The sequence below is a fragment of the Roseateles sp. P1_C1_2 genome (assembly GCF_056406535.1).
Genome location: NZ_JBFUAB010000004.1, coordinates 191,534 through 216,023 on the forward strand (window position 1 = coordinate 191,534; position 24,490 = coordinate 216,023).

The 24,490-nt window shown below is 69.3% G+C and carries 25 protein-coding genes; 17 read left to right on the forward strand and 8 right to left on the reverse strand.

The genetic code is table 11. The annotated features are described in order from the left end of the window. Window positions 1-45: 45 nt before the first annotated feature. Window positions 46-2,508: a DUF1631 family protein gene (locus tag AC1D2H_RS05495; protein WP_478010187.1), complete on the forward strand. Its 2,463-nt coding sequence runs from the start codon at window positions 46-48 to the stop codon at window positions 2,506-2,508. 103 nt (window positions 2,509-2,611) lie between these two features. Here the strand turns inward: AC1D2H_RS05495 and AC1D2H_RS05500 are convergent, their stop codons facing one another. The 3 genes from AC1D2H_RS05500 to AC1D2H_RS05510 all read right to left on the reverse strand — a co-directional run bounded on the left by AC1D2H_RS05500 (window position 2,612) and on the right by AC1D2H_RS05510 (window position 5,414). Next, entirely contained in the window at window positions 2,612-3,064 is a 453-nt protein-coding gene (locus tag AC1D2H_RS05500; protein ID WP_477927921.1) for a Smg family protein, read from the reverse strand. 86 nt (window positions 3,065-3,150) lie between these two features. Next, entirely contained in the window at window positions 3,151-4,242 is a 1,092-nt protein-coding gene (gene dprA / locus AC1D2H_RS05505; RefSeq protein ID WP_478010188.1) for a DNA-processing protein DprA, read from the reverse strand. Further along, window positions 4,242-5,414, reverse strand: a complete 1,173-nt coding sequence (locus tag AC1D2H_RS05510) for a LysM peptidoglycan-binding domain-containing protein (RefSeq protein ID WP_477927926.1) — start codon at window positions 5,412-5,414, stop codon at window positions 4,242-4,244. The genes dprA and AC1D2H_RS05510 overlap by 1 nt, the downstream gene beginning before the upstream one ends. 116 nt (window positions 5,415-5,530) lie before the next feature. Here AC1D2H_RS05510 and def point away from each other — a divergent pair, with 116 nt between their 5' ends. The 11 genes from def (at window position 5,531) to AC1D2H_RS05565 (ending at window position 16,145) form a co-directional block, all read left to right on the forward strand. Then, window positions 5,531-6,067 carry a peptide deformylase gene (gene def / locus AC1D2H_RS05515; protein ID WP_477927928.1) on the forward strand — a complete coding sequence of 179 codons (537 nt, stop codon included), beginning with the start codon at window positions 5,531-5,533 and terminating at the stop codon, window positions 6,065-6,067. After that, window positions 6,067-6,999 carry a methionyl-tRNA formyltransferase gene (gene fmt, locus AC1D2H_RS05520; protein ID WP_478010189.1) on the forward strand — a complete coding sequence of 311 codons (933 nt, stop codon included), beginning with the start codon at window positions 6,067-6,069 and terminating at the stop codon, window positions 6,997-6,999. The genes def and fmt overlap by 1 nt, the downstream gene beginning before the upstream one ends. A 57-nt stretch (window positions 7,000-7,056) precedes the next feature. After that, window positions 7,057-7,902 (forward strand): zinc metalloprotease HtpX, encoded by an 846-nt coding sequence (gene htpX / locus AC1D2H_RS05525; RefSeq protein WP_478010190.1) that lies wholly within the window; start codon window positions 7,057-7,059, stop codon window positions 7,900-7,902. Between the two features lie 47 nt (window positions 7,903-7,949). Beyond that, a complete protein-coding gene (locus AC1D2H_RS05530) occupies window positions 7,950-8,336 on the forward strand; it encodes a hypothetical protein (protein ID WP_478010191.1) in 387 nt (128 codons plus the stop codon). 127 nt (window positions 8,337-8,463) lie between these two features. After that, window positions 8,464-9,222, forward strand: a complete 759-nt coding sequence (locus tag AC1D2H_RS05535; protein ID WP_478010192.1) for a head GIN domain-containing protein — start codon at window positions 8,464-8,466, stop codon at window positions 9,220-9,222. A 25-nt stretch (window positions 9,223-9,247) separates the two neighbouring features. Beyond that, complete coding sequence (locus AC1D2H_RS05540) at window positions 9,248-9,964, forward strand: AzlC family ABC transporter permease (protein WP_478010193.1); 717 nt, start codon at window positions 9,248-9,250, stop codon at window positions 9,962-9,964. A gap of 85 nt (window positions 9,965-10,049) precedes the next feature. Continuing rightward, window positions 10,050-10,379, forward strand: a complete 330-nt coding sequence (locus AC1D2H_RS05545; protein WP_478010194.1) for an AzlD domain-containing protein — start codon at window positions 10,050-10,052, stop codon at window positions 10,377-10,379. Between the two features lie 67 nt (window positions 10,380-10,446). Continuing rightward, window positions 10,447-11,640, forward strand: coding sequence for a phosphoglycerate kinase (locus AC1D2H_RS05550; RefSeq protein ID WP_478010195.1), 1,194 nt, complete (start codon window positions 10,447-10,449; stop codon window positions 11,638-11,640). Window positions 11,641-11,700: 60 nt separating this feature from the next. Beyond that, the gene (locus AC1D2H_RS05555; protein ID WP_477927944.1) at window positions 11,701-12,957 is read left to right on the forward strand and encodes a GGDEF domain-containing protein; all 1,257 of its coding nucleotides are present in this window, start codon (window positions 11,701-11,703) and stop codon (window positions 12,955-12,957) included. A gap of 76 nt (window positions 12,958-13,033) precedes the next feature. Further along, a complete protein-coding gene (locus tag AC1D2H_RS05560; protein ID WP_477927946.1) occupies window positions 13,034-15,352 on the forward strand; it encodes an NADP-dependent malic enzyme in 2,319 nt (772 codons plus the stop codon). A 43-nt stretch (window positions 15,353-15,395) separates the two neighbouring features. Continuing rightward, entirely contained in the window at window positions 15,396-16,145 is a 750-nt protein-coding gene (locus AC1D2H_RS05565) for a transporter substrate-binding domain-containing protein (RefSeq protein ID WP_478010196.1), read from the forward strand. Here the strand turns inward: AC1D2H_RS05565 and AC1D2H_RS05570 are convergent. After that, the gene (locus AC1D2H_RS05570) at window positions 16,142-17,074 is read right to left on the reverse strand and encodes a DMT family transporter (RefSeq protein ID WP_478010197.1); all 933 of its coding nucleotides are present in this window, start codon (window positions 17,072-17,074) and stop codon (window positions 16,142-16,144) included. The genes AC1D2H_RS05565 and AC1D2H_RS05570 overlap by 4 nt on opposite strands. A gap of 20 nt (window positions 17,075-17,094) precedes the next feature. On the opposite strand from AC1D2H_RS05570, the gene AC1D2H_RS05575 reads away from it, so the two are divergent. The 3 genes from AC1D2H_RS05575 to pyk all read left to right on the forward strand — a co-directional run bounded on the left by AC1D2H_RS05575 (window position 17,095) and on the right by pyk (window position 19,678). Next, window positions 17,095-17,688 (forward strand): helix-turn-helix domain-containing protein, encoded by a 594-nt coding sequence (locus AC1D2H_RS05575; protein WP_478010198.1) that lies wholly within the window; start codon window positions 17,095-17,097, stop codon window positions 17,686-17,688. Between the two features lie 16 nt (window positions 17,689-17,704). Further along, window positions 17,705-18,178 carry a GNAT family N-acetyltransferase gene (locus tag AC1D2H_RS05580; RefSeq protein WP_478010199.1) on the forward strand — a complete coding sequence of 158 codons (474 nt, stop codon included), beginning with the start codon at window positions 17,705-17,707 and terminating at the stop codon, window positions 18,176-18,178. Between the two features lie 69 nt (window positions 18,179-18,247). Continuing rightward, window positions 18,248-19,678 carry a pyruvate kinase gene (gene pyk / locus AC1D2H_RS05585; RefSeq protein WP_478010200.1) on the forward strand — a complete coding sequence of 477 codons (1,431 nt, stop codon included), beginning with the start codon at window positions 18,248-18,250 and terminating at the stop codon, window positions 19,676-19,678. A gap of 4 nt (window positions 19,679-19,682) precedes the next feature. On the opposite strand, the gene AC1D2H_RS05590 is transcribed toward pyk, so the two are convergent. After that, entirely contained in the window at window positions 19,683-20,105 is a 423-nt protein-coding gene (locus AC1D2H_RS05590) for a MerR family transcriptional regulator (RefSeq protein WP_478010201.1), read from the reverse strand. A 74-nt stretch (window positions 20,106-20,179) separates the two neighbouring features. Between AC1D2H_RS05590 and AC1D2H_RS05595 the strand changes: the two genes are divergently transcribed. Then, a complete protein-coding gene (locus tag AC1D2H_RS05595) occupies window positions 20,180-20,818 on the forward strand; it encodes a cation efflux transmembrane domain-containing protein (protein WP_478010202.1) in 639 nt (212 codons plus the stop codon). Here AC1D2H_RS05595 and AC1D2H_RS05600 read toward each other — a convergent pair. The 3 genes from AC1D2H_RS05600 to AC1D2H_RS05610 form a co-directional block, all read right to left on the reverse strand. After that, window positions 20,790-22,037, reverse strand: coding sequence for an NRAMP family divalent metal transporter (locus AC1D2H_RS05600; protein WP_478010203.1), 1,248 nt, complete (start codon window positions 22,035-22,037; stop codon window positions 20,790-20,792). The two genes, AC1D2H_RS05595 and AC1D2H_RS05600, sit on opposite strands and share 29 nt — an antisense overlap. A gap of 62 nt (window positions 22,038-22,099) precedes the next feature. Further along, window positions 22,100-23,119, reverse strand: a complete 1,020-nt coding sequence (locus AC1D2H_RS05605; protein ID WP_478010204.1) for an MBL fold metallo-hydrolase — start codon at window positions 23,117-23,119, stop codon at window positions 22,100-22,102. Beyond that, window positions 23,116-23,583 (reverse strand): group I truncated hemoglobin, encoded by a 468-nt coding sequence (locus tag AC1D2H_RS05610; RefSeq protein WP_478010205.1) that lies wholly within the window; start codon window positions 23,581-23,583, stop codon window positions 23,116-23,118. Before AC1D2H_RS05610 ends, AC1D2H_RS05605 begins: the two co-directional genes overlap by 4 nt. A gap of 189 nt (window positions 23,584-23,772) precedes the next feature. On the opposite strand from AC1D2H_RS05610, the gene AC1D2H_RS05615 reads away from it, so the two are divergent. Then, window positions 23,773-24,489: a substrate-binding periplasmic protein gene (locus AC1D2H_RS05615; protein ID WP_478010206.1), complete on the forward strand. Its 717-nt coding sequence runs from the start codon at window positions 23,773-23,775 to the stop codon at window positions 24,487-24,489. Window position 24,490: the final 1 nt, after the last annotated feature.

The window sequence follows — 24,490 nt, forward strand, 5'->3', positions numbered from 1 at the left end:
AGTGATCGCAACCATTCACTCAAGCCGCGCCGCCATCAACCGTCCATGACCGCCGCTCGTAACCAGGCCCTGGCGACCCAGGCGCGGCGCGTCTATCTGGAAGCCCTGGTGCGCGGCATGACGCCGCTGGTCGCGGCCGTCGGCCAGGGCGCCGCCCAGTTGCTGGCCCAGGGCGCGCCCCACGCCATCATGATGGCCCGGCGCGACGCCGTGCAGGCCTGGCAGAAGCTGGGCCCGAACTGGCAGATGGCCATCGTCGCGGCGCTGCGCCACGCGGCCGTGCATGGTGTCTCCGACAACGCCCGCGAGCACGATTCGACCGTGCCGGCGCAGTCGCTGAAGATGAGCCTGGTCGATGATTCGACCATCGAGCGCGAGATCACCAGCTCCCGCCTGGCTCTGGTCATGATGGACCGCGCCACCTGGGAGTTCACCGACCTGCGCACCCGCATGCAGGCCCTCGAGGCCCATGACGACCTCGACCCCCTGGACCTGCTGCGCGCCCACGTCGTCGCCCGTGTGGCCCTGGATGCCTGGTCGCGCGTCGGCCTGGACGCCAACATCTGGCAACTGCTGCACCACGAGCTGCACGAGGAATTCGCCCAGCTCATCAGCGAGGCCTATCACGAGACCAACCGCTGGCTGATCGCCCAGAAGGTGCTGCCCGAGGTCGACCTGCGGCCCTTCATCCGCCGCACGGCCCAGGCCGCCGCGGCAGCCACGGCAGCGGCCACCGGAGCGCCTGTCCCCCCGCCGCCGCCGGCGTCGCCCGGCCCCGGTCTGGCCCCCACGTCGGGCCCGGTGCCCATGGTGTCGGCCCGCAGCAAGGCCAGCAGCCAGGCCGATGAGGTCATGGCCCAGCTGCAGCGCGTGCTGGCCCGCCATGTGCCGGGCTTCCCGGTCACCAAGAGCCAGGTGCCGGCGCGCCCCGGTGGCGGCAAGCCCAGCCTGGCCGACGTGGCGCCCAGCCATCCCGCCAGCCTCGGTGGCAGCGCTGGCGCGTCGACCAGCGATGCCTCCGCCGCTGGCGCCAGCAGGCCCTCGCTGGCCGATGCGCCGCCCGCCCTGGCCGCTTCGCCACGGCTGCTGGGCGCCATCAAGCATGCCCAGGAGTCCTTCCAGCGCCGTCCCGGCACGGCCGGGGCCGACACGGGCTCCGGAGGCAGCGCGAGCGCGCCGCGCGCGCTGGAGGAGATCGGCGCCCGCAACCAGGCCTTCAAGCAGGTCCTGAAGCAGGCCGCCAGCAACCCGGCCGAGCGCGCGACCATCGAGATCGTCGCGATGATGTTCCAGAACATCCTGACCGAGGAGCGCATCCCGGCCACGGTGCGGGTCTGGTTCGCGCGCCTGCAGATGCCGGTGCTGCGCGTGGCCGTCAGCGAGCCCGACTTCTTCGCCGCCGCAGACCACCCCGCGCGTCGTCTCATTGACCGCATGGGCGCCTGCGTGATGGGCTTCAACACCGCCCACGCCACCGGGCCGGGCGCGGAGCGCGCCAGCAACGATGCGCTGGAGCGCGAGATCAAGCGCGTCGTGCAGGTCGTCGAGGCCTACCCTGACACCGGCCGCCGCGTCTTCGCGACCGTGCTGACCGAGTTCGAGAAATTCCTCGACCACTATTTCGAGAACGAGAACCAGGCCTCCAAGCGCGGCGTGTCGCTGGCCCAGCAGGTCGAGCAGCGCGAGACGCTGGCCATCCAGTACACCATCGAGCTGCGCAAGATGCTGTCCGAGGTGCCGGTGCAGGATGGCGTGCGCGACTTCCTCTTCCACGTCTGGGCCGACGTGCTGGCCGTCACGGCCGTGCGCGCCGGTGCCCAGTCCGACGTGACCAAGGTCATGAAGCGGGCCGCGGCCGACCTGATCTGGAGCGCCAGCTCCAAGGCCTCTCGCGAGGAGCGTGCCGAAGTCATCCGCCGCCTGCCGCCGCTCTTGAAGACGCTGCGCGACGGCATGGGCCACGCCGGTCTGCCGATCGACAAGCAGGACGAGCATGTCCGCTCGCTCAACAACGCGCTGGCCGCGGCCTTCACGGCCAAGACGGCGGCGATTCCGCGCGAGCGCCTGGACGAGTTGATGGACCAGCTCGAGACGCTGGAAGCCATGCTGCCCGAGGACGTCGAGGGCGGCGACAGCCATGTCGACGAGATGCTGGTGCGCGACCTGTCCGGCCACGAGTCCGAGGGCATGGAAGTCGTTGCCGAGGGCGGTTCGGCGCCGACGCCGGCCATGGTCGCCTGGGCCCGCGAGCTGCAGGTGGGCGGCTGGTTCATGCTGGACTACCGCGGTCGCAACGAGCAGGTGCAGCTGGCCTGGCGCGGCCTGCGCAAGCAGCTCGCCCTCTTCGTCACGCCCAAGGGCCGTGGCGTGCTGTTCTCGCTGAACCGCATGGCCGCCTTCCTGCAAGCCGGCCTCTTGCTGCCGGCCCAGGACGAGGCCCTGACCGTGCAGGCGACGCGCAAGGCGCTGGCCAAGCTGGATGCCGACCCGGGGCAATTGCTCAAATGATTTCGGGTCAGACCTGGGCGCGAAGCGCACTGCTCTGACCCCCACTGACTCAAGAATTGAAAACGGCGCCTGAGGCGCCGTTTCTGTTTGCAGATCCCGAGGATCAGTGGATCAGCCGCTCTTCCGGTGCGACGAAGAGTTCGTCGAGGATCAGCGCATCAGGCTCCTCGCCCAGGCTCCAGAACACCATCAGCACGATGATCTTCAGGTCTTCCAGGTCCATCGGGTTGCCGGAGATGGCCATGGCGCGGTCGATGACCATCTCGCGCATCGGCCCGGGCAGCACGCCGGCGGATTCGAGGAAGCTGACGAAGCTGATCGAGGCTTCGCCCAGGTGCTCCATCTCGGCAGGCGAATAGACACGCATCGCGTGTTCACTCTGCTCGCCCTGGTAGGACTCGCCGGACGCGGCCAGACCGTCCAGCCAGGAGAGGGCTTCCTGGATTTCATCGTTCTCGAAGCCCACCGCCGTCAGCTTGCGCGCCAATTGCGCATGGTCGGGGCAGGCGTCCGGGCGCCAATAGGTCTCGTAGAGATAAACCAGGACATCGAACATCGTGAGGGGATGATAGCCCAGGGTCTGGCGGGCCTCGGACGCGAATAACCCCTCGGATCGGGCTCTGATATCCGCGGTTAAGCTTGCTATCCCGCTCTACGGCGCTGGAAAAGCTGGCCCGCCAGGCGGGCCACCTGGCCGTCCAGTTCCAGCTCCAGCAGGGCCGCGCTCAGCTCGGCTGCCGGCCAGCCGCTGCGGGCCATCAAGGCGTCCAGGCTGACCGGGTCGAAGCCCATGGCGTCCAGCAGCGCCTGCTGCTCGTGCGGTGTCTCCGTGCTCTCCGGCGCCGCGCTGGCGGCGCCCAGCGGTGGCAGCTCCTCCAGCACATCCTCGGCCGACTCGACGAGCTTGGCACCCTGGCGGATCAGCGCATGGCAGCCGCGCGCCTGCGGCGAATGGATGGAGCCGGGGATGGCGAACACCTCGCGGCCGGCCTCGACGGCCTGCCGGGCCGTGATCAGCGAGCCCGACTGCACGGCCGCCTCGACGACGAGGCAGCCCTGGGCCAGGCCGGCAATGATGCGGTTGCGCTTGGGAAAGTTGGCCGGCAGCACCGGTGTGCCCAGCGAGTATTCGCTGACGATGAGGCCGCCGCCGGCCAGCAGCCGGGCGGCGAGCTGGGCGTTGTGGCGGGGGTAGACCTGGTCCAGGCCGGTGCCGACGACGGCGATGGTGGCGCCCTCGGCGTCCAGGGCCCCCTCGTGGGCGGCGGCGTCCACACCCAGGGCCAGGCCCGAGACGATGGTGTAGCCGGCACGCGCCAGCGCGCGGGCAAAGGCACGCGCGTTGTCGCGGCCCTGGGCGGTCGGGTTGCGGCTGCCGACGACGGCCAGGGACGGCGTCGCCAGCAGCTCGCGGCGGCCCTGCAGCCACAGCAGCAGCGGGGGGTCGGCCGTGGCCAGCAGGCGTGGCGGGTAGTCGGCATCGCCGAGCGCGAGCAGGTCGTGGCCGGGTTCAGTCAGCCAGGCCTGGGCCTGGGTGATGAGTTCCTGGAGATGGTCAGGCGGCTTGCTGAAGGCTTCGCGCTGTTTGCCCGGCAGCGCCTGATCCAGGGCCGCGGCCGGCAACTCGAAAACCGCTTGCGGGCTGCCGGCCATGGCCAGCAGGCGCCGAGCAGCGGCCGGGCCAACGCATTCGGTCAGCCGCAGCCATGCCGCCAGCTCGGCGGGGTCGAGCATCAGGGTTGGGTGAAGCGGTCGCCCGGTCGAACAGGCTCTTTCACCGAGATGATCAGCGCATAGGACACGCGCTCATAGACCTCGAAGACGAACAGGACGCCGTGGCGTTCGTCGGGGAGCTTGATGTTTTCGGCCTTGTCCTGCGTCTTGTCCACGACCCGGGCGCCGTCGCGCCACAGCGCGAACACATGGCCGCGTTCCACGCCGTCGCGCTTGCCGCGGTTCAGCGCGACGATCTGGTTCTGGCCCGCATTCAGCGCTTCGCCATAGACCGACGCGATTTGACCCGTCATGCTCCTGTCCGGCGCATGGGGCACATAGCGCTCGAGATTGCGCGACGGGGCCGGCGCCAGGCGGTCGCCAACGCCCACTTCCTGCTTGATCTGCCGGATGGTCATCGTGGCGGGCACGATGTCGGTCTTGCCATCGGGGCCAGGGCGTTCCGCGCCAAGGCGGGTCAGCTCGGCCAAGCCGACGTAGGGCGCCTCGTAACCGAGGATCTCCTTGGTGGTGGGGTCGGTGATCGGGCGGGCATTGCGGAAGACGCGGAAATCGGTGCCGCTGCCGAAGTCGCCGCGGGCATAGGCCAGGTCACCCTGGCCGAGCAGCACATGGCCTTCCTGGGCGGCGACGATGCGCGGCGCCGTCGCCAGCGCGTCGGTCTCGAAGACGACGGCGTCGGTCAGGAAGGGCTGGATCAGATGCAGGGGGATGGTCGGGATGGGGTTGCCGTCCATGGCCGAGATGCGCATCTGCGGGCGCAGCTTGACGACGCCATTGCCGCCCTGGTTGCCGCCGACGCCCTGGGCGAACTGCAGCCGGGCCCGGCCGTCGATCTTGACCAGCATCAGCACCTGGCCGGGATAGATCAGGTGCGGATTGCGGATCTGGTCGCGGTTCATGCCCCAGAGTTCGGGCCAGCGCCAGGGGCTCTTCAGGAACAGCCCGGAGATGTCCCACAGGGTGTCGCCGGGTTTGACCACATGCTGGTCGGGGGCGTTGGGCGCCAGCTCGGACAGCGGCACGCCGGCGGAAGCGACCTGGTCGGCCACGCGGCGCTGTTCGCCGGTGACGGGCAGCTGGGCCGCTGTCTGGGCCCAGGCTGAGGTCGCCGTCGCGAGGGCGAGGCTGGTCGCAAGGACTGCGAAGTGGACGGGGCGTGCAGCGGGCATCGGGCGCGGTCTCCGAGGGGATTGCCGGATCGGCGAAAATCCGGGTGATTCTGCCCGCAATCACAGGGGGCAACCAACAACCGCTAGCGCTCGTTTGCGAGTGCTTACAAGGCGCCATGGCCCAACTAGACATCCTCCGCTACCCCGACCCGCGTCTGCACACCGTTGCCAAACCGGTGTCCGCCGTGGACGAACGCATCCGCCAGCTCGTCGATGACATGCTGGAAACGATGTACGCCGCCGACGGTGTCGGCCTGGCCGCGACGCAGGTCGACGTCCACGAGCGCGTCATCGTCATCGACACGTCGCAGGATCGCGACACTCCGCGCGTGCTGATCAACCCCGAGCTGGTCAAGACGAGCGAGCGCATGGTCGAGGGCGAGGAGGGCTGCCTGTCCGTGCCGCAGATCTACGACAAGGTGCCGCGCCATGCCGAAGTCACCGTGCGCGCGACCAACCGCGATGGCGAGGTCTACGAGTTCGACGCCGAGGGCCTGCTTGCCGTCTGCGTGCAGCACGAGATGGACCACCTGCTCGGCAAGGTCTTCGTCGAATATTTGAGCCCGCTCAAGCGCGACCGCATCAAGACCAAGATGGTCAAGAAAACGCGTGAGGAAGAGGCCGAGGCCAAGAAGCGCAACCAGAGGTTCTGATGCGGGTTGTCTTTGCAGGCACGCCGGAGTTCGCCGCGGTGGCGCTGGACGCGCTGCTCGACGCCGGTTTCACGGTGCCGCTGGTCTTGACCCAGCCCGACCGGCCGGCGGGCCGCGGCATGAAGCTGCAGGCGTCAAGCGTGAAGCAGCGCGCCGTCGCGGCCGGCATCACTGTCGCCCAGCCCCAGGGCCTGAAGCTGGATGGCAAATACGCCGTCGATGCGGCGGCGGCCCGCGAGGCGCTGCTGGCGGCGGACGCCGACGTCATGGTCGTCGCCGCCTATGGCCTCATCCTGCCGCAATGGGTGCTGGACCTGCCCCGCCGCGGCTGCCTGAACATCCACGCCTCGCTGCTGCCGCGCTGGCGCGGCGCGGCGCCCATCCACCGCGCCATCGAGGCCGGCGACGCCGAGACCGGCATCACCATCATGCAGATGGACGCGGGCCTGGACACCGGCGCCATGCTGCTGATCGGCCGCGAAGCTGTTCGGCCCGACGACACGACGGCCGTGCTGCACGACCGCCTGGCCGCGCTGGGTGGCCAGCTGATCGTCGAGGCGCTGCAGGCCGAGCGCCTGACGGCGACGCCGCAGCCGGCGGAAGGCATCACCTACGCCCACAAGATCGAGAAGGCCGAGAGCGCCATCGTCTGGACGCAGCCAGCCGCCGAGATCGAGCGCCGCCTGCGGGCCTTCGACCCCTTCCCGGGCGGCGTCGCCACGCTGGCCGGTGAGGCGATCAAGGTCTGGCGGGCCGAAGCCGTCGACGGCAGCGGTGCGCCGGGCGAGATCATTGCCCCGGGCCCGGTCGTTGCCTGCGGGGAAGGTGCCTTGAGACTCACCGAACTGCAACGCGCCGGCGGCAAGCGCGGACCGGCGGCAGCCTTCCTGCAGGCCCGGCCGATTGCGGTCGGCGAGCGCTTCGACGCTTGAAACCGGGGCCGCGTGGCACCATCTGCCACGCCATCCCTCACTTCCGAGCGCGCTGACATGTTCAATCTGGTGAAGACCGCCGTCCTGATGGCCGCCATCACGGCGCTGTTCATGGCCATCGGGTCCTATGTTGGTGGCCAGGCCGGCATGCTGATCGCGCTGCTGGTGGCCGTGGGCATGAATTTCTTCGCCTACTGGTTCTCGGCCGAGATGGTGCTGCGCATGTACAACGCCCGCCAGGTGGATGCGAGCTCGGCGCCGCAGTTCTACGGCATGGTGCAGGAGTTGGCCCAGCGTGCCGGCCTCCCCATGCCCAAGGTGTATCTGATCGACGAGGACGCCCCCAACGCCTTCGCGACAGGCCGCAACCCGGAGCACGCGGCGGTGGCGGCGACGACGGGCATCCTGCGGGTGTTGTCCGAGCGCGAACTGCGGGGCGTCATGGCCCATGAGCTGGCCCATGTGGCCCACCGCGACATCCTCATCAGCACGGTCAGCGCGACGATGGCCGGTGCGATCTCCATGCTGGCCAACTTCGCCGGTTTCTTCGGCGGCCGTGACGAAAACGGCCGGCAGACCAACATCATCGCCAGCATTGCCATCGCCTTCCTGGCGCCCCTTGCCGCCGGCCTGATCCAGATGGCCATCAGCCGTGCCCGCGAGTTCGAGGCCGACCGCGGTGGCGCCGAGATCTCCGGCGACCCGGCCGCGCTGGCCTCTGCACTGGACAAGATCCACCGCGTCGCCCAGGGCATCCCGCTCAGCACCGCCGAAGCCCACCCCGAGACGGCGCAGATGATGATCATGAACCCGCTGTCCGGCGGCGGGCTGCGTGGGCTGTTCTCCACCCACCCGTCGACCGAGGAACGCGTCACGCGGCTGCTCGCCATGGCGAAGCGCTAGCCCGGCTCGGTCTCAAGTTACCCTCGCGCCAGCCGATAGCTGAGCCCATGAAGCGCCTTCTTCTTGTCCTGCCCCTGCTCGCCGCCCTGTCCGCCTGCGAGCAGCTCGGCATCGACGACCCCGTCAAGCTGGCCGCCGCCAAGGAAGCCGAGGGCAAGGCCATCGGCAGCGCCTGCCGGCATGCGATGCGCGCCATCGAGGACTGCTATGTGCTGAACCCCAAGGCCCAGAAGGCCGCGGTCTACACCGGCTGGCGCGAGATGGACGAGTACATGCGCGAGAACAAGCTCGAAGGTGTGGCGCCCGTCGTGCCGCGTCCGGGTTCGGTCAAGCCCAAGGATGACGAGGCTGAAGCCAAGCCAGCCGAGAAGACTGCTGAAAAAGCCGCTGAAAAGCCGGCCGAAAAGGGCAGCGACAAGGCCAAGGGGCACTGATCCAGCCCCGGATCAGCGCATTCAGACGCATTTCGCGCCTTCCATCCTGCGCACCGTCGCCTGCCCCCAGCCGCCGCCGAGGCGGCCCGGCACCATGGGCACCATCGCAACCTCGATGGAGCCCACCATGAACACCTCCCGCCGCCTCTTCGCCGTTGGTCTCGTCGCCGCCGCCGTCTTCAGCGGCTCCGCCCAGGCCTGGAGCTGGAGCATCAACAGCGAGCGCGTCAACGGCAACGGCGACATCGCCACCGAGACCCGTGACACCGGCGCCTTCGACGCCGTCGCGCTGACCGGCGGCTTCAATGTCGTCATCCGCCAGGGGGCCGGCAACAAGGTCGAGGTCAAGGCCGACAGGAATCTGCTGCCGCTGATCGAGACCCGCGTCGTCGATGGCAGCAAGGGTCGCACCCTCGAAATCTCGCCCAAGAAGGGCGTCAACGTGAACAGCTCGACCAACCCCAGCTTCACCATCGAGATGCCCACCCTGCGTGCGATCTCGGTGGCTGGCTCGGGCACCGTCAAGGTCGAGGCCATGAAGACGGCCGGCGTCGACGCTGCAATAGCCGGCTCCGGCGACATCCGCTTCGCCGGCCTGGACGCCGAGCGCCTGGGCATGAAGGTCAGCGGCAGCGGCGACATCGTCGCGGCCGGCCGCTGCGCCAGCGCCAATGTGTCCATCGCCGGCAGCGGCGACGTGAAGGCGGCCGACCTGGTGGCCGAAGACGTCAAGGTCACCATCGCCGGCAGCGGCGACGCCCAGGTCAATGCGACCAAGCGCCTCAACGTCTCCATCGCCGGCTCGGGCGACGTGAAGTACGCCGGCTCGCCGGAAATCACCAGCTCCGTCGCCGGCAGCGGCAAAGTCCGTCGCATCGGCCAGTGATTGAAGTGCCGCCGACAATGGCGGCATGAGCTTGTCTTCGAGGTTGCGTGCGCTCGCGGCCGATCCTGATTTCCGCCAAGGCGCGCGCGACATGGCCTCGCCCTCCCTGGGCCTGGCCGCCTGGGGGCTGGTGACCGGCGTCACCATGGTGAAAAGCGGCCTGAGCATCCCGCTGGCCATGGGCATGTCGCTGCTGGTGTTCGCCGGCAGTGCCCAGCTGACCGCCCTGCCGCTGATCGCCGCCGGCGCCCCCCTGTGGGTGCTGCTGGCCACGGCCTTCTGCGTCAACCTGCGCTTCGTCATCTTCAGCGCGCAATGGCGCAACTATTTCGGGCATCTGCCAAGGGCCCGCCGGCTGACCCTGACCTATTTCGCGGCCGACCTGAACTTCGTCTACTTCGTCAAGCGCTACCCCGACCCGGTGCCTGCGCCCGAGCAGCCGCGCTATTTCTGGAGCGGCGTGGCCGTCAACTGGCCGACCTGGCAGCTCTGCTCCTTCACCGGCATCCTGCTGGCCGAGCGCATCCCGACGCATTGGGGCATAGGCTTCGCCGGCGTGATGGCCCTGCTGGGCCTGTCCTATTCGCTGCTGACCGAGAAGATGCTCTGGTGGGTGGCGATCACGGCCGGCGCCGTGTCGATCGCGACCTATTCGCTGCCGCTCAAGCTCAACATCCTGTGTGCCATCGTTGCCGCGGGCGCGGTGGGCTGGTGGCTGGACAGCCGGAGGGCCAAGGCATGAGCGAGCGCCGAGCGCAGGGCCGCCCCAAGCCGGCGCGTATCCCCTCGGGGGATCGGGCGGCGTACTCGCTGACCGAGGGGCAGACATGAGCGAGTGGATGATCTGGATCGCGCTGTTCGGCCTGGGCGCCATCACCGTGCTGACGCGCGGCTTCTTCATGATCGGCGAGAAGCCCTTGCCCATCCCCGACTGGCTGCGCGAACTGCTCAAGGTGGCGCCTCTGGCCGCTCTTGTTGCTGTCGTGGCGCCGGAGATCTTCATGACGCAAGGCCACGTCATCACGACCTGGCAGGACGCGCGCTGGCCCGCCGCCGTGGCGGCAACGGCCTACTACTTCTGGCGCAAGGGCATCCTCGGCACCATCCTTGTCGGCATGGCGGTGATGCTGCCGCTCAAGCTCGGACTCGGCTGGTAACCGCGCCGGAACGCGGGGCGGAGAGAATCGCGGCATTCCCGATTCCTCAACTTCGCATCGTCCGACCATGAACGTCATCCGCTTTACCGACCTGATCGCCGCCGGCAAGGTGGCCGGCCAGCGCGTCTTCATCCGCGCCGACCTCAACGTGCCGCAGGACGACGCCGGCAACATCACCGAGGACACCCGCATCCGCGCCTCGCTGCCGGCCATCAAGATGGCCCTGGACGCCGGCGCGGCCGTCATGGTCACCTCCCACCTGGGCCGCCCGACCGAGGGCGAGTTCAAGCCCGAGGATTCGCTGGCACCGGTGGCCGCGCGCATGGCCGAGCTGCTGGGCCGCCCGGTGCCGCTGCAACGCGACTGGGTCGACACCGTCTCCGTCGCGCCGGGTGAGCTGGTGCTGCTGGAGAACTGTCGCGTCAACAAGGGCGAGAAGAAGTGCAGCGAGGAGCTGTCCCGCAAGCTCGCGGCGCTGTGCGACATCTTCGTGAACGACGCCTTCGGCACGGCCCACCGTGCCGAGGCCACGACCTATGGCATCGCCAAGTTTGCCAAGATCGCTTGCGCCGGCCCGCTGCTGGCGGCCGAGATCGACGCCATCACCAAGGCCCTGGCCAACCCGCGCCGCCCGCTGGTGGCCATCGTCGCCGGCTCCAAGGTGTCGACCAAGCTGACCATCCTGCAGAGCCTGTCAAGCAAGGTCGACGGCCTCATCGTGGGCGGCGGTATCGCCAACACCTTCATGCTGGCCGCAGGCCTGAAGATCGGCAAGTCGCTGGCCGAACCCGATCTGGTCGACCAGGCCAAGGCCGTCATCGAAGCGATGGCCGCGCGCGGCGCCGCCGTGCCCATCCCCGAAGACGTCGTGACGGCCAAGACCTTTGCCGCCGGTGCGACAGCCTCCGTCAAGGCGGCTGTCGACGTGGAAGACGACGACCTCATCCTCGACATCGGCCCCAAGACGGCCGCCAAGCTGGCCGAGCAGCTCAAGGCCGCCGGCACCATCGTCTGGAACGGTCCGGTCGGCGTCTTCGAGTTTCCGGCCTTCGCCCATGGCACCGAGGCCATCGCGCGCGCCATCGCCGAGAGCGTCGCCTTCAGCATCGCCGGTGGCGGCGACACGCTGGCCGCCATCGCCAAGTACGGCATCGAGAAGGACGTGGGGTACATCTCCACCGGTGGCGGCGCCTTCCTGGAAGTGCTGGAAGGCAAGACGCTGCCGGCCTTCAAGATCCTCGCCGAGCGCGCAGCGGCCTGATTTCACGGTCACGGGCGGCCGCGCTGGCCGCCCGGCATCACCGGCCACCACAATGGCCGGATGGTCCTGCGCTGGCTTCTCGCCCTGCTCGTCGTCACGACGCTGCTGGGCCTTTATGCCAACGAATACTGGATGACCCGCCACCTCGTGCTCGATGGGCGCGGTGCCGGGCAGCATCTGGAGGTCATCGACGACCAAAGCAGCGGCGGCAAGAGCGTGGCGACGCTGGATGCGCCCGCGGGCGGCCCGGTGGCCATGCATTGCGAGATTCGCCCCGGCTATGAATGGCCCTATTGCGAACTGCAATTCGAGATGAAGGGGCGGATGCTGGACCTGCGCAACTTCAGCCACATCCGCCTGTGGCTGCATGCCGACGGGCCGTCGCTGGACCATGGCCCGGCCCAGGTGCGTGTCTTCCTGCGCAATGCCAACCCGGCCTATACCAAGCCGGGCGACGCCGAGAGCCTCAAGCCCCAGGAGGTCACGTTCGCCCCGGGCGCGCAGCCTCAGCCGGTCGAGCTGCGGCTGTCGCAATTCGCCGTCAGCTCCTGGTGGGCCCAGACCCATCACCTGCCCATAGCCCTGGTGGGGCCGGAGATGGACAGCATCCGCGTCATCAGCTTCAGCACCAGCGGCCAGGTGGCGCCGGGCCAGCATCTGATCCGCGTGGACCGCGCCGAGCTCGTGGGCGACTGGGTCGCGCCCGAGACCTTCCGCCTCGGCCTCGTCGGCCTGTGGATGTTCAGCCTGCTGGGCTATCTGGCCTGGGAGAGCTGGTCGGTGCATGGGCGCCTCAAGCGCTCGATGAAGCGCTCGCGGGCGCTCGAGAAGATGGCCCTGCGCGACCCGCTGACCCGCGTCGCCAACCGCGACGGCCTGAACCGTGCGCTGGAGCTGCTGATGCAGGTGCAGGGCGACATGAGCTTCCCGCTGTCGGTCGTCTTCGTCGATGCCGACCATTTCAAGCGCGTCAACGACGAGCATGGCCACGACGTGGGCGATCAGGTGCTGGTGCTGCTGGCCCGCACGCTGCGCGCCAACCTGCCGCGCGACGACCTGCTGGCGCGCTGGGGTGGCGAAGAGTTCGTCATCGTCATGCCGCAGACGCCGGCCGACGAGGCCGTGGCCGTGGCCGAGCGGCTGCGCCAGGTCATGGCGCGCGTCGAATGGCCGGCCGGCCTGAAGGTGACCGCCAGCTGGGGCGTGGCCCAGGCCACGACGCCGGCCGAGGTGGACACGGCCCTGCGCGAGGCCGACCAGGCCATGTACCGGGCCAAGCACGAAGGCCGCGACCGGGTGATATCCGCTTCGGCATAGATCGCCAGAAAACCTGCATCAACCGGGGCTGAAACGCGGCGTAACCTACGGGGGTTATCCCTGGAGACACGCCCTCATGGAAAAGAACAACGCTCCCTTGTCGCCTGCCGAAGCCGCGCTGCGCGACGCCGCCCTCGACTACCACCGCAGCCCGACGCGCGGCAAGATTTCCGTCACGCCGACCAAGGCCCTTTCCAACCAGCGCGACCTGTCGCTGGCCTATTCACCGGGCGTGGCCTATCCCTGCCTGGACATCGAGCGCGACCCGGCGCTGGCCGCCGAGTACACCTCGCGCGGCAATCTCGTTGGCGTCATCACCAACGGCACCGCCGTGCTGGGCCTGGGCGACATTGGCCCGCTGGCGGCCAAGCCGGTCATGGAGGGCAAGGGTTGCCTGTTCAAGAAGTTCGCCGGCATCGACGTCTTCGACATCGAGCTGGCCGAGCGTGACCCGGACAAGCTCGTGGAGATCATTGCCGCGATGGAGCCCACGCTCGGCGGCGTGAACCTCGAGGACATCAAGGCGCCGGAATGCTTCTACGTCGAGAAGAAGCTGCGCGAGCGCATGAACATCCCCGTCTTCCACGACGACCAGCACGGCACGGCCATCATCTCGTCGGCGGCACTGCTCAACGGCCTGGAGCTGGTGGGCAAGGACATCGCCAAGGTCAAGGTCGCGGTGTCGGGTGCGGGCGCCGCAGCCATCGCCTGCCTCGACGTCATGGTGGGCCTGGGCGTGAAGCGCGAGAACGTCTTCGTCTGCGACTCGCGCGGCGTCATCCAGAGCGAGCGCGAGGATGCCAAGGCGGGCAAGCTGGATGAGTCCAAGCAGCGCTATTGCCAGATCACGACGGCACGCACCTTGGCCGATGTGGTGGATGGCGCCGACGTCTTCCTCGGCTGTTCGGCCGCGGGCGTCCTGAGCCCCGACATGGTCAAGACCATGGGCAGCCAGCCCATCATCCTGGCCCTGGCCAATCCCGAGCCGGAGATCCGCCCCGAGCTGGCCAAGGCGGTGCGGCCCGACTGCATCGTCGCCACCGGCCGTTCGGACTATCCGAACCAGGTCAACAACGTCCTCTGTTTCCCCTACATCTTCCGCGGCGCCTTGGACTGCGGCGCCACCAAGATCACCGAGGGCATGAAGCTGGCCTGCGTGCGCGAGATCGCGGCGCTGGCCAAGGCGGAGACGTCGGATGAAGTCGCGGCGGCCTATGCCGGCCAGGAGCTGGCTTTCGGCCCGGACTATCTCATCCCCAAGCCCTTCGACGCGCGCCTGATCCTGCGCATCGCGCCGGCCGTCGCGGCGGCGGCGGCGGCCGACGGCGTCGCCACGCGCCCCGTCACCGACCTGCTCGCCTACCGCCAGTCGCTGGAGCGCTTCGTCTACCAGACCGGCATGTTCATGCGCCCGGTCTTCGCCGCTGCCAAGACGGCGCCGGCCCGCGTCATCTACGCCGAGGGTGAGGACGAGCGCGTGCTGCGTGCCGTGCAGGTGGCCCTGGACGAAGGCATCGCCAAGCCGACGCTGATCGGCCGCCCCGCCGTGCTCGAGGCGCGCATCCAGCGCGCCGGCCTGCGCCTGAAGCTCGGCGACGATGTGGCCGTCATCGATCCCGAGGACGACCCGCGCTTTCGCCTCTATTGGGAGGCCTACCACCAGCGCATGAAGCGCGAGGGCGTGACGCCGGAGATGGCCAAGTCGGCCGTGCGCCGCTCCAACACGGCCATCGGCGCGCTGGCCATCCAGCTGGGTGATGCGGACGCGATGATCTGCGGCATGGTCGGCCGCTTCGACCGCCACCTCGAGCAGGTGCGTGACCTCGTCGGCCTGGCCCCGGGCGCCCGCCAGTTCGCCGCGATGAACGCGCTGATCCTGGAGCAGATGACGCTCTTCATCACCGACACCTTCGTCAATGACGATCCGACGGCCGAGGAGCTGGCTGACATTGCCGCCATGGCCACGGAAGAGGTGCAACGCTTCGGCTTGCCACCCAAGCTGGCCTTCGTCAGCCACTCGATGTTCGGCTCATCCACGCGCCCGTCGGCCGTGAAGATGCGCCGCGCCCACGAGCTGTTCGCGGCCGCCCACCCCGACGTCGAATGCGATGGCGAGATGCATGGCGACGCGGCCCTGTCCGAGAGCGTGCGTTCGGCCTTCCTGCCCGACAGCAAGCTCAAGGGCGCGGCCAACCTGCTGGTGCTGCCGACGCTGGACGCCGCCAACATCCTGTTCAATGTGCTGAAGATCAGCGCCAGCCATGGCGTGACGGTCGGTCCCATCCTGCTCGGCGCGGCCAAGCCGGTGCACATCCTGACCCCTTCGGCGACGGTACGCCGCATCGTCAACATGACGGCCCTGGCCGTGGCCGAAGCGAACGGGGTGCGCCGCTGAAGCGCAAGGGTGGCATCGCGGTCCTCTCTGATACCGTGTTTGCGTGAAGCTCAGCGCCCACCCCTCCCGCCGCCTGCTGATCGCCTTGCTGGCCGCCTGCCCGGCTGCCCGGGCGGGTGCCGCCGACCTGGTGCTGTACTACGAGGAGCGACCGCCGCTGATGAGCCGCCAGGACAACCAGCTGACGGGCGTCCAGGGCGCGCCGGCCATGGCCGTGTTGCAGCGCGCCGGCATCACGGTGGAATTGCGCGAGGCGCCCGTGGCGCGCCAGGTCGCCATGATCAAGCGCAACGCCGAGCCGGCCTGTGCGCTGGGCCTGTACCGCACCCCTGAGCGCGAGAAGGTCGGCAAGTACTCGCGGCTGCCGGTCTACAGCAGCCCGCCCCAGAGCCTGATGATCCGCAAGGATGGGCGGCTCAAGGACATCCATCGTTTCGCCATGGTCCTGCAGTCGCCCAGCGTCACGCTGGCGCTGCGCCTGGGCTATTCCTACGGGGCCGAAACCGACAAGGCCCTGGCCGAGAGCAGCGCCAAGGTCGTCCGCTCGTCGGACCACAGCCTGGCCCGCGCCCGCCTCGTGCTGCTGGGCATGGCCGACGCGGCCCTCTTCACCGAGGAGGAAGGCGAAGCCCTGATCAAGCAGTTGGGGGAGGCCGGCGCCGCGCTGGAACTGCGGCGCCTGCCCGATGCGCCGCCTGGGGAAGGGCGCTTCTTCTTTTGCAACAAAGCGCTGCCGGACCGGCAGCTGCGAGCCATTGACGACGCGATGGGCGCCCCCCGTCCAGGTCCCTAGCCGGGCGCGCTGCTGTCGAGGGCCTGGCGCTCCGGCCGGAAGGCGGCAGCACCGAACTGCGCGAGCGCCACGCCGGCCAGGATGACGGCCGCCGCCAGCACCTTGTGCAGGGAGAAGGCCTCGCCGCCCCAGGCCCAGGCGGCCAGGCCGGCGATCAGCGGCATCAGGTAGATCAGCGGCGCGGTGCGAGCCACGCCGCGCATTTCATTCGCCCAGCCCCAGGCCAGCCAGCCCAGGAAGCCACCGCCGATGACCTGCCAGGCCAGGCCCGGCCAGATCCAGGTCGGCTGGGCCGGCCAGTCCATGGCCAGCAGGGCCGGTGAGCACCACAGCAGCATCGGCAGGGTGCAGATCAGGCTGCCATAGGCGAGCACCGTCACGCCGCCGTGGTGCTGGATCAGCGGCTTGCTGGCCACCGTGTAGTAGCTGAAGAGGGCGGCGGCGACCAGCAGCGTCAGGTCGCCCAGACCCGCCCGCCAGTCGGCGGCCAGCAGCTTGTCGGACGTGAACAGCAGGGCGCCGGTCGCGGCCATGGCCACGCCGGCCACCTGGCCGCGCGACAGGGTCTCGATGCCGCTGAAGCGCAGGATCAGCAGCGTGAACACCGGCCCGCAGGCCAGCAGCACGCTGGCACTGAAGGCGGTGGAGCCCTGCATGCCATAGGCCGACAGCAGCAGGTGCAGGCCCTGGCCGATCAGCGTCAGGCGCACCAGCGGCCAGACCTCGCCGCGGTCCAGCCGGGGCCAGCGCAAGCCGAAGCGCCAGCACAGCAGGGCCACGGCGCAGAAGGGCATCAGCAGATAGCGCAGCCCCAGGAAGCCGGTCGGGCCGACCTGGGTGAACAGGGCTTTCGACAGCGGGAAGTTCAGTCCCCAGGTCAGCACGACGGCCAGGGCGGCAACAAGGGGAGCGGTCTGGCGGTCCTTCATATCGGCTAGCATATTCTCATATGAGAGAAGAATTCTCTGAATTGAGCGACGAGGGCCAGTTCGAGCGCCAACTGGCCGAGCGCCTGGCCGCGCTGCGCACGCAGGCCGGTTGGTCGCTGGACGAACTGGCCTTGAAGAGCGGCGTCAGCCGCGCCACGCTGAGCCGGTTGGAGCGCGCCGAGACCAGCCCGACGGCCACATTGCTGTCCCGGCTGGCCCGCGCCTATGGCCTGCCGCTGAGCCGGCTGCTCGCCGAGGCCGAGGCGCTGCCGGTGCGTCTGCTGCGCGCCGCCGACCAGCCGCGCTGGCATGACGTGCAAAGCGGCTTCGAGCGCCTGATGCGCTGCCCGCCGCTGGCTGGCTTCGCGACCGAGGTCATCGAGGCCCGCCTCGCGCCCGGCGCCGAGTTGGCCTATGACGAGCCCACCGTCGCGCGACTGGAGCACCACCTCTGCCTGCTCGAGGGCGGCATCACGCTGACCCTGCAGGGCCAGGCCTTCGAGCTGGGCGCTGGCGACTCGATCAGCTTTCGTTGCCTGGGCCGCAGCGTCTTCACCAACCCGGGGCCCGAATCCGCGCGCTATCTGCTCGCGATGACAGTGCCTTCGCTGTAACTGGTATCGAACCACCATGACCGCAGACCCGCCCATCCGCCTCGCCCCGCTCGACCCCGGCCACCCCGATGCGCAGGCCTTGATGGCCTTGTCCGAGGCCTATATGGGCGCCCTCTATCCGAGCGAGAGCAACCATTTCGAGCCCGCCGACGGCCTGCGCGCGCCGCAGGGCAGCTTCCTCGGGTTCTGGCGCGGCGAGCAACTCGTCGGCTGTGGTGGCGTCAAGTACTTCGATGCCGACGGCTATGGAGAGATCAAGCGCCTTTTCGTCCTCGACAGCGAGCGCGGCCGCGGTGTCGCGCGGCAGCTGATGGCGAAGTTAGAGGCCGGGCTGCTGACGCGCGGCGTGCGGCTCGCGCGGCTGGAGACGGGCATCCACCAGCCCGAGGCCCTGGCTCTGTACCGGCGCCTGGGCTATGCCGAGCGCGGCCCCTTCGGCGGCTATGCGCCCGACCCGCTGAGCGCCTTCTTCGAGAAGACGCTGGCCTGAAACGAGACGAAACTCCGGCGGGGCCACGCGGACCATAATCCCGCGCCACCAGATAAGTTGAGACAAGCCATGACCCGCGCCACCAAGATCGTCGCCACCCTCGGCCCCGCTTCCAACACGCCGGAGATCTTGGAGAAGATGCTCCGCGCCGGTGTCGACGTCGTGCGGCTGAACTTCTCGCATGGCAAGGCGCAGGACCACATCGACCGCGCCACCATGGTCCGCGAGGCGGCACTGCGCGTCGGCAAGTCGGTGGCCATCATGGCCGACCTGCAAGGCCCCAAGATCCGCGTCGGCAAGTTTGAAGGCGGCAAGATCGAGCTGATCCCCGGCGCGCCCTTCATCCTGGATGCCGACCGCACCGAACTCGGCAACCAGGACATCGCCAGCCTGGACTACAAGGAACTGCCGCGCGACGTGAAGCCCGGCGACACGCTGCTGCTCAACGACGGCCTGCTGGTGCTGACCGTCGAGTCCGTGCGCGGCGCCCAGGTGCACACCATCGTCAAGCTGGGCGGCGAGCTGTCCAACAACAAGGGCATCAACAAGCAGGGCGGCGGCCTGACCGCGCCCGCGCTGACGGGCAAGGACATGGAGGACATCAAGACCGCGATGTCCTTCCAGTGCGAATACCTGGCGGTGAGCTTCCCCAAGAACGCCACCGACATGGAAATGGCGCGCCAGCTGGCCAACGTGGCCGGTGAGCCCTATCGCCACAAGCCGGCCATGATCGCCAAGATCGAGCGCTACGAGGCCATCCCCCACCTGGAAGCCATCCTGAAGGCCAGCGACGGCATCATGGTGGCGCGTGGCGACCTCGCCGTCGAGGTCGGCAATGCCGCCGTGCCGGCGCTGCAGAAGCGCATGATCAAGATGGCCCGTGAGCTGGACAAGGTGTCCATCACGGCCACGCAGATGATGGAGTCCATGATCGTCAACCCGGTGCCGACGCGCGCCGAGGTCAGCGACGTGGCCAACGCCGTGCTGGACGGCACCGACGCCGTCATGCTGTCCGCCGAGACGGCCGCCGGCAAATACCCCATCGAGACGGTCGAGCAGATGGCCAATATCGCGCTGGAGGCCGAGCGCGCCGAGTTCGTCAGCCTGGACACCGACTTTGCCGGCCGCCAGTTCGGCCGCATCGACCAGTCCATCGCCATGGGCGCGCTGTTCACCGCCTACCACCTCGGTTGCAAGGCCATCCTGGCCCTGACCGAATCCGGCTCGACGGCACTGTGGATGAGCCGCCATCGCATCCAGGTGCCCATCTTCGGCCTGACGACCCAGCCCGTCAGCCAGCGCAAGATGGCGCTGTACCGCAATGTGCTGCCGCTGTTGATGCCCAAGTTCGAGGACCGCGACGTGGCCCTGGCCGCGGCCGAGAAGATCCTCGTCGAGCGCGGCGTGCTGATGCCGGGCGACACCTATGCCATCACCTGCGGCGAGCCGATGGGCTATCCGGGCGGCACCAACATGCTGAAGGTCTGCCGCGTCGGCTGACGACCTAGTGGCTGTGGCCGACGTGGCTCTTGGGCGGTAGCTCGGCACCGGGCTCGGCCAGGCTCTCCAGGATCGCGCAGGCCGGCTCGTCGCCCTGGCAGCGGGCGCGCAGTGCTCGCAATTCCTTTTCCAGTTCCTGCAGCGCCGCGATGCGCGCGCTGACGTGGCCGATGTGCGCGTCCAGCAGCGCATGGGCCTCGCCGCCATGCCCACCGCCTTGCATGGCGAGCAAGGCGCGCACCTCGGCCAGGTTCATGTCGAGTGAGCGGCAGCGGCGGATGAAGTGCAGGCGCTCGGCGTCGGCCGGGCCGTAGACGCGGTAACCGGCGTCGGTGCGCGGCGGGGCGGCCAGCAGCCCCTCGCGTTCGTAGTGGCGGATGGTGTCGACCGGCGTGGCGGTCAGGCGGCTGAGTTCACCGATACGCATGTCGCCATTCTCCGCTTGACTCTGGAGTGGCTCCAGGGTTTGCAATGCAGGCTTGCGCCACAGAAGGTCTTCGCATGAGCCACGCCTGCCATCACCACCCTCACGATCACGACGTCAGCCCCGGCAATTCGCCGGCCTATCGCCGCGTGCTCTGGGTGGCCCTGTTGCTGAACGCCGGCATGGCCATCGTCGAACTGGCCGCGGGCTGGCAGGCCGGGTCGCTCGCGCTCTGGGCCGACTCGGCCGACTTCGTCGCCGACGCCGCCAACTACGCGGTGTCGCTGATGGTGTTGGCCTCGACGCTGGCCATGCGCGCACGCGTCGCCTGGATCAAGGGCGCCGTCATGGGCCTGATCGGCGCGGCCGTGCTGGCCAAGGCGGTCTGGGCGCTGCTGCACGGCGCGCCGCCGCAGGCACTGACGATGGGCGTCGTCGGCATGCTGGCGCTGGCGGCCAACGTGGTCGTCGCACTGATGCTCTACGCCTGGCGCGAGGGCGACGCGAACATGCGCGCCGTCTGGCTGTGCAGCCGCAATGACGCCCTCGGCAATATCGCCGTCGTCGCCGCGGCCGGCGCGGTGGCGTGGACGGGTGCGGCCTGGCCCGACCTCGCCGTGGCGGCGGTGATGGCCGTGCTGGCCCTGTCCAGCGCCCGCGTCGTCATGCGCCACGCGAACGAGGAGCTCAGAGCGGCAGCAGTGCCAGCGCCGTGACGGCCATCACGGCCGTGGCGAACCAGCCCATGCGGCGCAGCCTGGGGCCGATGACGTGGTCGCCCATGACGGACTTGCGCGTGGCCAGCACCATCATCGCGGCCATGATGGGCACGGCGCTGATGCCGTTGAAGACGGCCGACCAGAACAGCGCGCGCACCGGGTCCAGCGGCGCGAAGCACAGGGCCACGCCGCCCAGCGTCGCGATGGCGATCACGGCATAGAAGCCGCGGCCCTCGCCGCGCTCCAGCTTCAGGCTCAGGCTGTCCTGCCAGCCCACCACCTCGGCCACGGCATAGGCCGCGGAGCCGGCCAGTACCGGCACGGCCAGCAGGCCGGTGCCGATGATGCCGAGGCAGAACAGCAGCGCCGCATGCTCGCCGGCCACCGGCTTGAGCGCCTGCACGGCCTGGGCCGAGGTCTGGATGTCGTGCACGCCGGCGGCATACAGCGTCGCGGCGGTGGACAACATGATGCAGAAGGCGATCAGGTTGGAGAAACCCATGCCGACATGGGTGTCCAGCTTGATGCGGCGCAGATGGCGGCGCACGTCCGCGGCCTTGCAGGGCCGGCCGGCGCAGGCCTCCACCTCCTGGCTGGCCTGCCAGAAGAAGAGATAGGGGCTGATGGTGGTGCCGAACAGGGCCACCACCATCAGCACCGTGTCGCGGCTCCAGCGCAGCTGCGGGTGCACGATGCGCAGCAGCACCTCGCCCCAGTTCAGGTCGATGACGAGGACGACGCCGACATAGGCCAGCAGGGCCAGCGTCAGCCATTTCAGCCAGCGCACATAGCTCTCGTAGGCGAGGAAGACCTGCATCAGCACGCTGGCGGCGCCAAAGGCGATGGCATAGACCAGCGTCGGCCCGCCCACCAGCATCTGCACCGCGCTCGACATCGCGGCGATGTCGGCCGCGATGTTCAGTGTGTTGGCCGCCAGCAGCAGGCCCACCATCAGCAGCAGCACCGGGCGCGGGAAGGCCTGCTTCATGTTGGCCGCCAGGCCGCGGCCGGTCACATAGCCGATGCGGGCGCTGACGATCTGGATGGCCGCCATCAGCGGCAGCGTGAAGATGACGCTCCACAGCATGCCGTAGCCGAACTGCGCGCCGGCCTGGGAGTAGGTGGCGATGCCACTGGGGTCGTCGTCGGCCGCGCCGGTGATGAGGCCGGGTCCGAGCTGTTTCAGCGGGCGGCGGAGGCGGGCAAGAAGCGGCATGGCGGGCACAGACTAGCCGAGGGCGGCTGCGCTCTGCTGTCGGAGATCAACTTCTTCGGTCGTCAGCGCTGGCGCGGCGGAATGCGTCGCGTCTGGCCGATGGCCAGCGTGAAGAAGTCGTCTGCCGGCAGACCGAGGGCCGCGCGCTGCCGCTCAAGCTGGCGCGGCGGCTCGTCCAGGGCCTCGTCGGTCAGCTCGAAGGTGCCCCAGTGCACGCCCAGAGATGCCTTCGCGCCAAGGTCGGCGTGGATCTTCAGTGCCTCCTCGACATTGATGTGCTGGCTCTGCATGAACCAGCGCGGCTCGTAGGCGCCGATGGGGATCAGCGCGATGTCGAAGCCGCCTCCTTGCGAGCCCTGTTGCTGCTCGGCGAAGCGCTCGCGGATGTCGGCGAAGTCGCGCGAATAGCCGGTGTCGCCGGCGAAGAACAGCTGGCAGTCGGACGCGAACACCGCGAAGCCGCCCCACAGCGTCTTCATGCGGTCGTTCAGGCCGCGCGCCGACCAGTGCTGGGCCGGCACGAGGACGATCTGCACGCCGCCCAGGGGTTCGGCCTGCCACCAGTCCAGCTCCACGACGCGCGCGATGCCGCGGGCCTGGAACCAGTCCCTCAGGCCCAGCGGCACGACGAACAAGGGGCTGCCACCGGCCTGGCGGGCCAGGGCGCGCACCGAGGCCAGGTCGAGGTGGTCGTAGTGGTTGTGCGAGACGAGCACGGCGTCGATGTGCGGCAGTTCCGCCAGCGCGATGCCCGGCGGCTGCTCGCGCTTGGGGCCTGCAAAGGCCAGCGGCGAGGCGCGCTCGGAAAAGACCGGGTCGGTCAGCAGGTTCAGGCCGCCGAGCTGGGCCAGCACGGTGGCGTGTCCTATCCACGTGACGGCCGGTTGCTGGGCGGCGCCGTGATTGGCGCGGATGAAGCCGAGATCGGCGGCCTGCGCCGGGATGGGCGCCGCGGGGCGTTTGGGCAGGCCCTGCCGCGCGGCGTTCCATTTCCAGCGGATCACCTCGGCCAGGGACTTGGGCTCGAAATCGCCGTGGTTGTTCTGGAAACCCCCGTCACGATGATGGGGAGGACGGTTCACTTCGTGATGATGTCGCGATGGAAGAAGGCCATGCGCGCCAGCAGCTGGTTCTGCGTGGCGAAGGGCACGTGGGCGGCGTCCATGGCCAGTTGCAGGTTCTCGACCAGGGCATTGAAGGCAGCCCGGTCGATGCCCAGATGGGTGTGGGCGTCCTTCATGCCAACGCCGTCATAGGTGCAGGGCCCGCCCGCCACGACGCAGAAATAGTCGGCCAGCACGCGCTTCAGGTGCTTGATGTTGATGCCGTCGAAGTAGCGCGCGATGCGCGCGTCCTGCAGCATGCGGTCGTAGAAGTCGTTGGTGAAGGCCTGGATGGCCTCCTTGCCGCCCAGGTCGCGGTAGAGGCGGTCGTCGGCCGGAATGGGCGCCACGCCAGGCATCACCGTGCTGGGCTGGGCCTGGGCTTGCGCCAGCGGGGCCGACAGGGCCAGGGCGAGGGCAGCGAACAGCAGGCGGGACTTCATTGGCACGGCGTGGGGAGTACGACAGGCCAGTCTAGCGAGGCCTCCCCAGCCGTGGCAGCCCGGCCCGGCGGGTTTTCGTGCGCCGGTCACGTTCCACCGGCCGGCCATCCACCCTGGGCTGTCTCGGAATTGGCTGGCACGGCATGATGCGGCCTCATGGCCGGGATGTGGAGTCGGTGGAGGCGCAAGATGCTGGGCGGCGCGGCCGCGCTGCTGCTGTGTCCGCTCGTCGGCGCCGAGCCCGCCCGCCCGCTGGTGATGCTGGTGGAGACCAGCGCGCTGATGCCCCATGCCCGCATCGAGGCCGACCGCGTCGTCGAAGGCCTGAACCTGGACATCGGCCAGGCCCTGGCCCGGCGCCTGGGCCGCGAGCTGGTGGCCCGCCCGACGCCGCGCAAGCGCCTGGCCGAGGCCCTGCAGCGCGGCGAGGGCGATCTGCTGTGCGACTACCAGAGCGACTGGCTGCCCGGCGCCTTCGCGTGGAGCCGCCCCTTCATCCCTGACCAGGCCCTGCTTGTCACTGCCGCCACGGCCCCCGCGCCGGCCGGTTTGACGGCGCTGGCGGGCCAGCCCGTGGGCACCGTGCGCGGCTATGTCTACCCGGAAATGGCCGACGCGCTGCGCGCCGGCTTCCTGCGTGACGATGCGCCCGATGCGGTGGCCAACCTGCAGAAGCTGGAGCTCGGCCGCATCCGCCATGCGCTGACGGGCCGGCGCGTGCTGGAGTACCAGCAGCGCATCGGCCACTTCAAGCTGGCCCTGCATCCGCCGCTGGTCGTCTCCGAGGTGATGGCGCAATGCGCGCTGTCGCCCAGCAGCCCGGTGGGCCTGGCGGCCTTGAACGCAGCCATCCAAGGCCTGGTGAGCGAAGGCGAACTGAATCGCCTTTTCGCCCGTTACCGCTGAA